We start from the raw sequence: 12,080 nt of genomic DNA, 5'->3' as shown, positions 1-12,080 counted from the left end.
GGGTATGGTGACGCAAGCTATTTGTTGTCAGTAAATCTCAGGCACAAAAAAACCACCCGTAGGTGGTTTCACGACACTGCTTATTGCTTTGATTATTCTGTTCTTTCCCATGGTACCCGGAGTGGGACTTGAACCCACACAGCGCGAACGCCGAGGGATTTTAAATCCCTTGTGTCTACCGATTCCACCATCCGGGCTCGGGAAGAAATTGGAGGCGCGTTCCGGAGTCGAACCGGACTAGACGGATTTGCAATCCGCTACATAACCGCTTTGCTAACGCGCCGAAATCTTCTGGCTTTTCAGCCAAACATCCGCAAATGCCGATGTTTTAAATTTGGAGCGGGAAACGAGACTCGAACTCGCGACCCCGACCTTGGCAAGGTCGTGCTCTACCAACTGAGCTATTCCCGCATCACCAAGTAACTTTGTTAATCACTTGATTTTGTTATCGTCTGGCAATCAGTGCTGCCGTTCGATGCGTTGCATTCTACTTACCTGACGCAATGAGTCAACGATATTTTTCACCACTGACGATCGTTTGCTGAAATTTGCGGCGAAACGATCACTGATCAAGCAAATCTCCCCGTGCAGCGCTCAAATACTGGAACATTGACCATAAAGTCAGAATCGCGGCGACAAAGAAAAGTGCAATCCCGGCATACTCTACCCAGATATTTGGACGCCACAGCAGCCATGCCAGAGCCGCCATTTGCGATGTTGTTTTGACTTTACCGATCCAGGACACCGCCACACTGCTACGCTTGCCAAGTTCTGCCATCCATTCACGCAGTGCTGAAATGATAATTTCACGCGCGATCATCGTGGCGGCAGGCAATGTCACCCACCAGCTGTGGTAGTGCTCCGTCACCAGCACCATCGCGATAGCCACCAAAACCTTATCTGCCACTGGATCGAGGAAAGCCCCGAAACGCGTGCTTTGGTTCCAGCGGCGTGCCAGAAAACCATCAAACCAGTCTGTAACGGCTGCGATACAGAAAATCAGCGCACAAACGAAGGGAGCCCAGGTAAATGGCAGATAAAACGCCAATACAAAGAATGGGATCAGAATGACGCGAAACAGCGTGAGCAATGTAGGGATATTAAATTGCATATGACGGATAACTATCTGTTGTCAGTGAAATTACCCCTATGTTGCTACAGAGGACCTAATGTTTCAACGAGTAGAAGATCTTTTCTGCCAGAGCTTGCGAAATACCCGGCACTTTTGCAATTTCTTCGACACTGGCGTTACGAAGCCCTTGCAAACCCCCCATATACTTCAGCAACATTTGTCGGCGCTTAGGTCCAACGCCTTCGATGGTTTCCAGCGTGCTGGTGCTTTTCACCTTCGCCCGTTTTTTACGGTGTCCACTAATAGCATGATCGTGAGACTCATCGCGGATATGCTGAATAACGTGCAACGCAGGGGAGTCTGGCGGCAGGCTAAAACCCTCACCTTCCGGTTCAAAAAAAAGGGTTTCCAGGCCTGCTTTGCGATCTGCCCCTTTTGCCACCCCCAGTAACAGAGGGTGCTGTTTATCCCAGGGCACGTCCAGTTCAGCAAAAACCGCTTTCGCCTGCCCTAGCTGGCCTTTACCGCCGTCGATCAAAATAACATCCGGGATCTTACTTTCTTCTATTGCCTTACCGTAACGCCGACGCAGTACCTGGTTCATCGCCGCGTAATCATCACCCGGCGTAATACCCGTAATGTTATAGCGACGATACTCTGCGCGCAGCGGCCCGTTAGCGTCAAAAACCACGCAGGAGGCAACGGTCTGCTCCCCCATCGTGTGGCTAATGTCAAAACACTCCATGCGTTTCACCGCAGGCAGTTTCAGCACGGATGCCAGCGCCGTCAGACGCTGGGTAATCGTTGACTGCTGGGAAAGCCTGGTCGTTAACGCCGTAGCCGCATTGGTACGCGCCAGCTTCAAATATCGGGCGCGATCGCCTCGCGGCTTCGTCTGGACGTTAATCTTCCTCCCGGCCAGCTCAGACAAAGAGTCAGCCAACAGCGTCTTATCGCTAAGATTGAAATCAAGCAGGATCTCACCAGGCAAAGTACGCACCTGGCTACCCTGCAAATAGAACTGCCCAACGAAGGTTTCAACCACTTCGCCCAGTTCCGTTCCCCCTGGTACTTTAGGAAAATAGCTGCGACTGCCTAACACTTTGCCCTGACGAATGAACAAGACGTGTACGCAGGCCATTCCGGCATCAAATGCCACCCCGATAACATCCAGATCGTCGCCAGTATTGGAGACAAACTGTTTTTCAGTGACACGGCGAACGGCCTGAATTTGGTCACGGATGCGTGCGGCCTCTTCAAACTCAAGGTTCTGGCTGGCCTTCTCCATCCGGGCGATCAATTGCGTTAATACCTGATCGTCTTTGCCGGATAAAAACAGCCGTACATAGTCAACCTGCTGCGCGTACTCTTCTTCACTCACCAGACCGGCGACACATGGCCCAAGGCATCGGCCAATCTGATATTGCAAGCAGGGGCGTGAACGGTTGCGATAAACGCTATTTTCGCACTGACGTATTGGGAAAATTTTCTGCAATAACGCCAGCGTTTCACGGACGGCATAACCGTTAGGAAAGGGTCCAAAGTATTCACCTTTAGCATGCTTCGCACCGCGATGCGTCGCCAGACGCGGGTGGGTATCACCACTCAGGAAAATAAAGGGATAGGATTTATCATCGCGCAGTAATACGTTATAGCGCGGTTGATACAACTTGATGTAATTGTGCTCAAGCAATAATGCTTCAGTTTCGGTGTGCGTCACCGTGACATCAATCTGTTGAATTTGTGCCACCAGCGCTTCGGTTTTACGCGACGCGAGGTTGCTGCGGAAATAGCTGGAGAGCCGTTTTTTCAGGTCTTTCGCTTTACCGACATAGATAACCGTCCCGGCGGTATCGTACATACGATAGACACCAGGCTGGCTGGTCACAGTTTTCAGAAACGCTTTCGCATCGAACTGATCGGTCACAGGCTTGTTAATGTCTCCGCATTACACAGGCCATGGCGAATTGCCAGGTGAGTCAGCTCCACATCGCCATGAATGTTTAATTTACTGAACATTCGATAGCGATAGCTGTTCACTGTTTTGGGACTAAGATTCAGTTGCTCTGAGATCTCATTGACCTTCTGGCCTTTGGTGATCATCAGCATAATCTGCAACTCGCGTTCAGACAAACTGGCAAACGGGGTTTCCGTTTTCTCTGGCTCAATCTGGCTAAGCGCCATTTGCTGAGCAATATCGGAAGCAATGTAGCGCTGTCCGGAAAAAACCGAACGAATCGCACTCACGACTTCCTGAGGGGCAGCCCCCTTACTGAGATAGCCCGCGGCTCCCGCCTGCATAACTTTTGCCGGCAACGGGTTTTCGGTATGAACAGTCAACATGATCACTTTAATGTCAGCCGAAGAACGCGCAATTTTGCGGGTCGCCTCCAGACCGCCAATACCGGGCATATTCATGTCCATCAGCACAACATCGACGGCGTTAGCGCGGCACCATTTGACCGCATCCTCGCCGCAGCACGCCTCGCCGACAACTTTAATGCCTTTTATATCTTCCAGAATGCGTCGTATCCCTGCGCGCACCAGTTCGTGGTCATCAACAAGAAAAACGTTGATCAAAGGAATATCTCCAGAATAGGGATAACGCTACCGATAGTTAATCGGTCCTATGTTAACGGGTTTTATCTCAACTTTGAAATCTAAAAAACACCCGACTTTCGATTTTGCTCTCGTTTTTGGAAATTAGTTTGTACGAACCGTGGAAACTTTCATGACTGAAGGGCTTTTGCCCACGGTTATATCTGCATAGCTGTTTCAGAATAGTGACAAAAAATTCATATTCTTACGCTGAATGCTAAATAGGAAGGTAAGCTTGTAACAATAATTAACGAGTAAAATACTCGAAATAAACAAAGAATGGAGAAAATATATGCACTGCAACATCTTGTTTATTTTAATCTCATTGGGTTTTGTTTGCGCAAAAAACAACCTCAGATATTTTTAGCCGAGCTTATGGTATACTCCGCCGCCTTGACGTTTGCCATCGCACTTTTTCATTGAAACATAACGAGGAAAATAAATGAGTACGCCTGATTTTTCCACTGCTGAGAATAATCAAGAACTGGCTAATGAAGTCACCTGCCTGAAGGCCATGTTAACGCTGATGCTGCAGGCAATGGGACAAGCCGATGCAGGACGCGTGATTCTTAAAATGGAAAAACAGATCGCGCTGATTGAGGATGAAACACAGGCCGCGGTATTTACCAGCACTGTTAAACAAATTAAACAGGCCTATCGTCAGTGATAAGAAACCGGCTGACAGCGATGCTCTCAGCCGGTTTTGCGTCTGACACTCAGAACGACATTTTATTCAGATAAGTCCCGTTGCGGCGGCATAACAGGCAATCTGTGTTTTGTTTGGCGCGTTAAACTTCTTCTGCATATTCTTCTGATGAAAGTTAACGGTATTTTCAGAGATCGACAGAATCATTGCTATCTCGGAAGAGGTTTTCCCCTCAGCGGTCCATTTCAGAATCTCTTTTTCGCGCTTGCTAAAACGCATCTCCGGCGCCATAACCATGTCATCTTCCAGCCGCATAAGTACTGACAGACTTTCTCGTACCAGCAGTTGCATCCTGAGCTCGACTTCATCCTGCGCAAAGCGACTATTACGCAAACTCGCACGTGACACAGACAAAAAGCCCAGCGCCCGGTTTGGCAACATCAGGCACTGCGTCATCCCCTTGCGCAGACCGTGATTACGTGCAGCATCCCACAGCGGCTGTGCGTCACGGAACAAGGTGTCATCCCACGGTAAGTGGCCCTGACTGAAGTTTTCGGGTTTCAGTACCGGATCGATAGCGAAATAATTTTCTGATTGATAATGTGCGACCCATGCTTTGGGATACGTCGTATGAAGTACCGTTTTAGGTCGGGTAAAGGGTACGGGATGCCGGACGCAGAGCGCATAAAAGTCGAACTCTAAGTGCTGCGTCTGATGTTGTAATTCGTTATAGACATCCTCTGCCGCCGCCATTTCCTGAAAGCGTAACAGCATGCTCCGTCGCCAGGTGAAGAAATCATGATCCTGCATACTAAGTGGTAATGCCCCTGAGATTGATAATCATCCAAATGTATGAAACAAGCTAACACATAAATGTATTTTATATATGCAAATTATCGGACAAATAAGAAATTACTTGAGTGTAACGTAACAGCCCACAATGCTGGCAGGATGAAGCAATAATAATAAATCAGCAATTATAAATAGTTATGCAACAAGCACTCACCAAAAAAATAATTTCGATGAGTACTCTCTAACCGTTTATTGCATCAGGAACTTTTCAAGAAACTGACGGGTTCGTGGTTGCTGTGGATGCGTAAATAAGGATTTTGCAGGCCCCTGTTCCACTATCTTGCCCTGATCCATAAATATCGCCCGGTCAGCAACGTCACGCGCAAAGCTCATTTCATGTGTCACAATGACCATGGTGCGTTTTTCCAGCGCCAGTTGACGAATAGTATTAAGCACTTCGCCAACCAGTTCCGGATCAAGCGCAGAGGTAGGCTCATCAAAAAGAATCACTTCCGGACGCATAGCCAGCGCCCGTGCAATGGCGACGCGCTGCTGCTGACCGCCGGATAACCGGCGAGGATAGCTGCTCTCTTTACCCGCAAGCCCAACCTTTGCCAGAAGTTCACGCGCACGTGCTGTCGCTTCCGCCTTCGGTTCTCCCTTCACAATTACCGGACCTTCAATAATGTTTTCCAGCACCGTGCGATGTGGAAATAAATTAAAGTTCTGGAACACAAACCCGACATGCTGGCGCAACTGGCGAATCAGTCCTTTCTGCTGGTTTAAGGAACGTGCGGTATCAATGATAATGTCTCCAACCTTGATGGTGCCCGCCTCTGGCTGTTCCAGCAAATTTATACTGCGCAGCAGCGTGGTTTTGCCTGAACCGCTCGGCCCAATAATCGCCACGACTTCACCAGGCTTAACGTCCAGATCAATGCCGTGCAGTACCGTTTGCCCGTGAAATTTTTTCACCAGGTTTCTGACTTCAATAGCACTCATTTCGGATCTCTCTCCTGGCGGTTGAGCTGTTCTTCAAAATAGTTCTGCAGCGCAGAAAGCACCGTCGCCATGACCCAGTAAATCAGCGAGGCCGCCAGATACATGGTAAACACCTCCAGCGTGCGTGAAGTAATCAGCTGCGCCTGGCGGAACAGTTCCGGTACCTGGATGGTCGCGGCCAGTGATGTGTCTTTCACCAGACTGATAAAACTGTTGCTCAGCGGCGGTAATGCCACGCGTGCAGCCTGCGGTAGAATCGCCCTGCGCATCGTCTGCCACGGCGTCATACCGATACTCGCCCCGGCTTCCCACTGACCTTTGTCAATGGAGGAGATAGCTGCACGCAGCGTTTCTGCCGCGTAAGCCGCGGTATTCAGCGACAGACCGATCATTGCTGCCGGGATCGGATCCAGCTCAATACCAAACTGCGGCAGACCGTAATAGATCATAAACAGCTGGGCAATTAACGGTGTGCCGCGAAAGATAGAGATATAAAAGCGCGCCAGCCAGCGCACCGGCAACAGTGACGACAAACGCATTAGCGCCAGGATGAACCCCAGCACCAGGCCAAAAAACATCCCGCCGATACTCAGTTGGAGCGTAAATACCGCCCCTTTCAGCAGATACGGCAGCGAATCAATGACCAGTTGGATACTTTCTTGCATGTATATTTTTCTACCTGGTTGTCATACATGTGGATGGTAGGCAAACAACGCAGGTGCCCCACCGGTATGAATAAAGAGGATTGGCCCTTCATCTTTAAAGCGTTTCTGGCTGATACCGTCAATCAGGCCTGCCATCGCTTTACCCGTATACACCGGATCCAACAAGATGCCTTCCAGACGTGCCAACAGTTTTACTGCCTCCATGCCTTCTTCATTTGGCGTACCGTAACCCGGCGCAAAGTATTCATCCCACAGTAAAATATCTGCCGCCGCGGTCAGCTCCAGTTCACTGGCAATTGCCTGCTGAAGCGCAACGACTTTTGGTTTTTGGTCAGCAACGCTGCGTGAAACGGTGACACCGATAAGCTCAACGTTCGGCATCAATTGTTCCAGCCCTACCGCCAACCCGGCGTGCGTTCCTGCACTGCCCGACGCCACCACGACGGATGAAAGTTCTACTGCACCTTCACACTGTTGAGCAATTTCCAGCGCACTTTCGACATAACCCAATGCGCCCAACGCGTTAGAACCGCCAACCGGGATCACATACGGGCGGAACCCCTGCGCTTCAATCCGCGTCGCCAGTTCCTGAAGCTGCGCATTCGGATCGGTCAGCGCATCACACATTTCAATCTGGGTATTGAACAGATCCAGCAGCAGGCGGTTACCGTTGCTGAGATAATTTTCCGCAGTCGTACCTATCGGGTTTTCCAACAGCGCCACACAGTGAAGCCCAAGTTTCGCCGCGACCGCCGCCGTCTGGCGCACGTGGTTCGACTGGATAGCCCCTGCGGTGATCAGTGTGTCTGCGCCTTCACGCAGTGCGTCCGCCGCCAGGAATTCCAGTTTGCGCAGTTTATTGCCGCCCATCGCCATCGGCGTGACGTCATCACGTTTAATAAAAATATCGCGACCGAGATAATCAGAGAAACGCGGGAGATATTCGAGCGGCGTTGGCGCGCCAATAAATTCCAGACGGGGAAAGCGCGTTAAGTTATGCAGTGGCATAGAGCCTCCGGTGTTTACTCATCATCTTGTGGGCGACAAGCAGCCCAAAAGCCTGAGAGTAGAAGTTGTTGTGATGTTCTTTTTATTATGCACGTTCAGGCGCAATGGAATAAAAAAAGGCGCTGTTAAAGGCGCCTTTTTTATCCGGATGATGATTATTTCGTCACATCCGCTCCAAACCATTTTTCGGACAGGGCTTTCAGCGTGCCGTCTTTTTGCATATCGGCAATGGCTGCATCCACAGCTTTCAGCAGATCTTCATTGCCTTTACGCAGCGCCACACCAGATTCCTGGCGGGAGAACGCTTCACCGGTCACGGCCAGTGTGTCTTTGGTTTTCTTCACCAGATCCAACGCGGCCAGACGGTCAACCAGAATGGCATCAATACGGCCTACGCGCAGATCCTGATATTTGGTCGGGTCATCATCATAGGTACGAATATCTACGCCCTGCACGTTCTGACGCAGCCACTCTTCGTAGTTGGTCCCCAGACCCACACCGACTTTTTTACCTTTCAGGTCCGCAGCGGTCTTAATAACGCCTTCGTTACCTTTCTTCACCAGCGCCTGGATACCAGAAACCGTATACGGGGTAGAGAAATCGTATTTTTTCTTACGTTCGTCAGAGATGGTGACCTGGTTTATCACCACATCGATACGTTTGGAATCTAACGACGCCAGCATACCGTCCCATTTGGTCGGCTTGAGCGAAGCTTTCACACCCAGGTGGTTAGCCAGCGCCTCGGCAAACTCTACTTCAAAACCGGTCAATTTGCCGTCGTCACCCTGGAAACTAAACGGGGGATAAGTCCCCTCCAGCCCCACCAACAGCGTGCCACGCTCTTTCACTTTATTTAGCAGACCTTCGTCCGCAAATGTTTTTGCGCTCATACCCGCGACAAGTGCAACAGCCATTACACCCATCAGCGCCTGACGTCCCAGAAGTGCTAATTTCATAGTTACCCCGAATATTGTCATGAGTGACTGCTATTTATACACAAAATCATTCGAGTTGCATCAAGGCGGCAAGCGAGTGAATCCCCAGGAGCTTACTAAAGTAAGTGACTGGGGTGAGAGAGTGCAGCCAACACAGAGGCAACTTGAAGGATGACGTGTATATGAGCGTAGTGTAGAGCGTTCGCCGTAATTCACAAACACGACTCTGTTACACCTTATTCGTTTTTAATATATATCAGAACTGGCTGTCCAGGCGGATTTCTGCATATGCCCCATATGGGTATGGGCTTTAAACTGCTCATATTTACGTAGCGCAATGCGGTAATTGTTGGTGCTGGTTTCTGGCAACCACGGGGCGAGGTTTTCGTCGAGGAACCCTTCCTGCAGCAGGTCATGAGAAATCTTTTGTTCGGTCAGATGATTGCCGAGACGACGCAGGCGAACAACATATTCGCGCACCGTACCATGGCTCATTTCGGTTTGCTCAAACAAAAATTGTTTAAAGCCGATGATGTCAAAGAAGTCGCTTTGTTCTTTGCAATGCAAATCGCCGCAGAAACGGCATAACGCCACCCACTCTTTTTTCTCCTGCGCCCATTCAGCATCATCAAGCAGCGTGTCCAGGCGGGAGATGGCTATCTTATTCACAATCTGCCCGCGACGAACCAGCGTGATCCTGTCAAGCAACTTAAAGCAATGGGCGCAATGCGTCTGGCTGTGTTTGAAATCTTTGAGGTAGCGGCTTAGTGGCCGTCTTTTTGATTGCTGCACCGTCATGAGAACTCCTGGTAGTCAATACGTTATGCGGCATTGTTCAGGGGCAAAGCTTACCCCTTATAGCTTACCCAGCTTGGTGCGTAGACGTTTGATAGCCTGGCTGTGCAACTGACTGACCCGTGATTCGCCGACTTCCAGAACAGCACCAATCTCTTTCAGATTCAGCTCTTCCTGATAGTACAGCGTCAATACCAACTTCTCGCGCTCCGGCAATGCGTCAATCGCATCCATCACGCGCTGACGGAGGTTCCCCTCAAGAAGCTGTTGTAACGGGTTTTCTTGCTGATGTTCTTCTGTCACCAGCTCAATACTATCGCCATGCTCTTCCCGCCACTCGTCGTATGAGAAGAGTTGGCTGTTATTGGTATCAAGCAACATCTGACGATACTCTTGTACAGGGATACCCAGACGCTCCGCCACTTCAGTTTCCGTCGCGTTGCGCCCTAATTCCTGCTCCAGTTGCCCCATCGCCTGTGCCACTTCGCGGGCATTGCGCCGAACGCTACGCGGCACCCAGTCCCGGCTGCGTAGTTCATCCAGCATAGCCCCACGAATACGCTGCACTGCGTAAGTGGTAAATGCCGTTCCTTGCAAAGCGTCATATCGGTCAACTGCATTCAATAACCCGATGCCGCCCGCTTGTAGCAGGTCATCCAGTTCCACGCTCGCCGGCAAGCGCACCTGAAGGCGCAATGCTTCGTGACGCACCAACGGTACATAACGCTGCCACAGCGAGTGTTTATCCATTACACCTTCAGCGGTATACAGTGAATTCACGATAAACAGCCCTGCGTTAAATGAGTTATCGGCATGATTATCCGTTTCTGCAGGGGTTTTAATCGGGTGAATAGTGGGTGAAATGGGGGGTTATTTGGGGGTTACGGGTAAAGCGGAATGTAAAAAACCCCGCCGGAGCGGGGTTTGCGCGATAAGTGTAAATTAACGCAGCAGAGACAGGACGTTCTGCGTGGTCTGGTTTGCCTGCGCCAGAACAGAAGTACCCGCCTGCTGCAGAATGTTTGCACGAGACATGTTGGACACTTCGGTCGCGTAGTCAGCATCTTCGATACGGCTACGGGCTTCAGACAGGTTGTTTACGGTGTTACCCAGGTTGGTGATGGTAGAGTTGAAACGGTTCTGTACCGCACCCAGGTCGGAACGCAGGTCAGCAACTTTCGCCAGCGCCGCGTCGATTTTCGCCAGCGGGCTGTCGGTTTTCGCAGTAGCAATTTCGTTCAGCGCTGTACCTGATTTAAAGTTGTGATCTTTTACGCTGGATGCCAGATACTGTTTTCCACCTACGGTGGCAATTTCAGTTTTACCGTTCACGCCACCAAACTGAACAGCAGCTTCTTTGCTAACACCTTTATCGTCAGTGTATGCAACAGTTTTAGCAGTGATTTTGCCATCTTTATAATCAGCAGCATAGTATTTGCCGTTGTTTTCCAAGGCATAGCCACCATCAATCACTTTACCGTTTTTGTCTTCAAAAGACATTTTCACCAAAGTGGTATTGGTATCAGTTGCACCAGTAACACCTGCATCAGCCAGCGCTTTTGCTGCATCTGTTGTATCTGGTTTAGCTGCCGGGGAATCGACCACCTGCTTTTTGGTAACGGTTGTAGTTTCTGCTTTGGTAATGCCTGTTGCATCTTTAGCACCAAAGGTTACTGCACCTGATCCATCGATTACCGCCGCGTACATGCCGTCACCTTTAGTTGGGTCCGTTTCATCCGAACCAGTGACGCTTATATAATGCTGACCATCTTTAAACTCAATTGTCGCCTTACCTTTACCAGCAGTTCCCCCAACTGCAGTATCAATTAACCCTTGAGCAGGTCCAGTAAGAGCGACATCGTCTTTATAGGTCGCTGCACCTACAACTGTAGCGCTAGTCTTATAACCATCCTGCACGCTCAGGCTATCCAGCCCCAGAGTTTTGGAGTTGATTTCTTTCAGGTTGATATCGATGGTTTCGCCATCGTTGGCACCGACCTGGATGGTCAGGGTGTTGTCTTTCGCCAGCACTTTCACGCCGTTGAACTGAGTCTGACCGGAAACGCGGTCGATTTCGTTCAGACGCTGAGTGATTTCAGCCTGGATGGAGTCGAGGTCAGACTGGGAGTTGGTACCAGTAGAAGACTGAACCGCCAGCTCACGAACACGCTGCAGGTTGTTGTTGATTTCAGACAGAGAACCTTCAGTGGTCTGTGCGATGGAGATACCATCGTTAGCGTTACGGGACGCCTGAGTCAGACCTTTGATGTTAGAGGTGAAGCGGTTAGCAATCGCCTGACCAGCAGCATCGTCTTTCGCGCTGTTGATACGCAGACCGGAAGACAGACGCTCAATAGCGGAGCTCAGAGAAGACTGAGATTTGTTCAGGTTGTTCTGGGTCAACAGCGACAGGCTGTTTGTATTGATGACTTGTGCCATGATCTTTTCCTTATCAATTACAACTTGATGTTATTGGGCTGTTGCCCACGGTTTCTGACCGTAACCCATGTATCGGCACCTTAAATTCGAACTTTAGAAAATTTTTACTTTCCGCCCATTTTTTTCTT

Annotated in this window: 13 protein-coding genes, 3 tRNA genes and 1 pseudogene; 3 read left to right on the top strand and 14 right to left on the bottom strand. The window is 50.0% G+C overall.

Features of this window, described 5'->3' with window-relative positions; translation table 11 throughout:
• Positions 1–110: 110 nt before the first annotated feature.
• The 6 genes from OGX95_RS09570 to uvrY all read right to left on the bottom strand — a co-directional run bounded on the left by OGX95_RS09570 (position 111) and on the right by uvrY (position 3,652).
• A tRNA-Leu gene (locus OGX95_RS09570) sits at positions 111–197 on the bottom strand.
• A 12-nt stretch (positions 198–209) separates the two neighbouring features.
• Positions 210–283, bottom strand: a tRNA-Cys gene (locus OGX95_RS09565).
• 52 nt (positions 284–335) lie between these two features.
• A tRNA-Gly gene (locus OGX95_RS09560) sits at positions 336–411 on the bottom strand.
• 151 nt (positions 412–562) lie between these two features.
• The gene (pgsA, locus tag OGX95_RS09555) at positions 563–1,111 is read right to left on the bottom strand and encodes a CDP-diacylglycerol--glycerol-3-phosphate 3-phosphatidyltransferase (RefSeq protein ID WP_003030490.1); all 549 of its coding nucleotides are present in this window, start codon (positions 1,109–1,111) and stop codon (positions 563–565) included.
• Positions 1,112–1,166: 55 nt separating this feature from the next.
• Positions 1,167–2,999: an excinuclease ABC subunit UvrC gene (uvrC, locus tag OGX95_RS09550; protein ID WP_286629253.1), complete on the bottom strand. Its 1,833-nt coding sequence runs from the start codon at positions 2,997–2,999 to the stop codon at positions 1,167–1,169.
• A complete protein-coding gene (gene uvrY / locus OGX95_RS09545; RefSeq protein WP_137381533.1) occupies positions 2,996–3,652 on the bottom strand; it encodes a UvrY/SirA/GacA family response regulator transcription factor in 657 nt (218 codons plus the stop codon). The genes uvrC and uvrY overlap by 4 nt, the downstream gene beginning before the upstream one ends.
• A 297-nt stretch (positions 3,653–3,949) precedes the next feature.
• Here uvrY and OGX95_RS23005 point away from each other — a divergent pair.
• From OGX95_RS23005 to OGX95_RS09535, 3 genes and pseudogenes are all read left to right on the top strand, one after another.
• Positions 3,950–4,036 (top strand): annotated as a pseudogene (locus OGX95_RS23005) (hypothetical protein); the annotation flags it as partial.
• The gene (locus OGX95_RS09540) at positions 4,003–4,116 is read left to right on the top strand and encodes a hypothetical protein (protein WP_137378369.1); all 114 of its coding nucleotides are present in this window, start codon (positions 4,003–4,005) and stop codon (positions 4,114–4,116) included. The pseudogene OGX95_RS23005 and the gene OGX95_RS09540, both read left to right, overlap by 34 nt.
• Complete coding sequence (locus OGX95_RS09535; protein WP_005127733.1) at positions 4,113–4,337, top strand: DUF2594 family protein; 225 nt, start codon at positions 4,113–4,115, stop codon at positions 4,335–4,337. Before OGX95_RS09540 ends, OGX95_RS09535 begins: the two co-directional genes overlap by 4 nt.
• 66 nt (positions 4,338–4,403) lie before the next feature.
• On the opposite strand, the gene sdiA is transcribed toward OGX95_RS09535, so the two are convergent.
• The 8 genes from sdiA to OGX95_RS09495 form a co-directional block, all read right to left on the bottom strand.
• Positions 4,404–5,126 (bottom strand): quorum-sensing transcriptional regulator SdiA, encoded by a 723-nt coding sequence (sdiA, locus tag OGX95_RS09530; RefSeq protein WP_286629252.1) that lies wholly within the window; start codon positions 5,124–5,126, stop codon positions 4,404–4,406.
• Between the two features lie 231 nt (positions 5,127–5,357).
• Positions 5,358–6,110, bottom strand: coding sequence for an L-cystine ABC transporter ATP-binding protein TcyN (gene tcyN, locus OGX95_RS09525; RefSeq protein WP_286629251.1), 753 nt, complete (start codon positions 6,108–6,110; stop codon positions 5,358–5,360).
• Positions 6,107–6,775: a cystine ABC transporter permease gene (gene tcyL / locus OGX95_RS09520; protein ID WP_061068102.1), complete on the bottom strand. Its 669-nt coding sequence runs from the start codon at positions 6,773–6,775 to the stop codon at positions 6,107–6,109. Before tcyL ends, tcyN begins: the two co-directional genes overlap by 4 nt.
• Before the next feature lie 21 nt (positions 6,776–6,796).
• Positions 6,797–7,783 (bottom strand): D-cysteine desulfhydrase, encoded by a 987-nt coding sequence (gene dcyD / locus OGX95_RS09515; RefSeq protein WP_286629250.1) that lies wholly within the window; start codon positions 7,781–7,783, stop codon positions 6,797–6,799.
• Between the two features lie 155 nt (positions 7,784–7,938).
• Positions 7,939–8,739: a cystine ABC transporter substrate-binding protein gene (gene tcyJ, locus OGX95_RS09510; protein WP_286629249.1), complete on the bottom strand. Its 801-nt coding sequence runs from the start codon at positions 8,737–8,739 to the stop codon at positions 7,939–7,941.
• 225 nt (positions 8,740–8,964) lie between these two features.
• Positions 8,965–9,516 (bottom strand): flagella biosynthesis regulatory protein FliZ, encoded by a 552-nt coding sequence (gene fliZ / locus OGX95_RS09505; RefSeq protein ID WP_040232441.1) that lies wholly within the window; start codon positions 9,514–9,516, stop codon positions 8,965–8,967.
• Positions 9,517–9,573: 57 nt separating this feature from the next.
• Positions 9,574–10,293 (bottom strand): RNA polymerase sigma factor FliA, encoded by a 720-nt coding sequence (fliA, locus tag OGX95_RS09500; protein WP_005127740.1) that lies wholly within the window; start codon positions 10,291–10,293, stop codon positions 9,574–9,576.
• Between the two features lie 162 nt (positions 10,294–10,455).
• On the bottom strand, positions 10,456–11,952 hold the full coding sequence (locus tag OGX95_RS09495; protein ID WP_286629248.1) for a FliC/FljB family flagellin: 1,497 nt from the start codon (positions 11,950–11,952) through the stop codon (positions 10,456–10,458).
• Positions 11,953–12,080: the final 128 nt, after the last annotated feature.

Origin of the sequence: Citrobacter sp. Cu233 (genome assembly GCF_030332225.1) — a bacterium.
In the GTDB taxonomy this organism is placed as follows: Bacteria; Pseudomonadota; Gammaproteobacteria; order Enterobacterales; family Enterobacteriaceae; genus Citrobacter.
This window is presented reverse-complemented; position numbering and strand designations above follow the sequence as displayed.

Coding starts and splice junctions, on each gene's coding strand:
- fliZ (WP_040232441.1), bottom strand. CDS start 9,516: ATGACGGTGCAGCAATCAAAAAGACGGCCACTAAGCCGCTACCTCAAA.
- sdiA (WP_286629252.1), bottom strand. CDS start 5,126: ATGCAGGATCATGATTTCTTCACCTGGCGACGGAGCATGCTGTTACGC.
- tcyL (WP_061068102.1), bottom strand. CDS start 6,775: ATGCAAGAAAGTATCCAACTGGTCATTGATTCGCTGCCGTATCTGCTG.
- OGX95_RS09535 (WP_005127733.1), top strand. CDS start 4,113: ATGAGTACGCCTGATTTTTCCACTGCTGAGAATAATCAAGAACTGGCT.
- dcyD (WP_286629250.1), bottom strand. CDS start 7,783: ATGCCACTGCATAACTTAACGCGCTTTCCCCGTCTGGAATTTATTGGC.
- pgsA (WP_003030490.1), bottom strand. CDS start 1,111: ATGCAATTTAATATCCCTACATTGCTCACGCTGTTTCGCGTCATTCTG.
- tcyJ (WP_286629249.1), bottom strand. CDS start 8,739: ATGAAATTAGCACTTCTGGGACGTCAGGCGCTGATGGGTGTAATGGCT.
- tcyN (WP_286629251.1), bottom strand. CDS start 6,110: ATGAGTGCTATTGAAGTCAGAAACCTGGTGAAAAAATTTCACGGGCAA.
- OGX95_RS09495 (WP_286629248.1), bottom strand. CDS start 11,952: ATGGCACAAGTCATCAATACAAACAGCCTGTCGCTGTTGACCCAGAAC.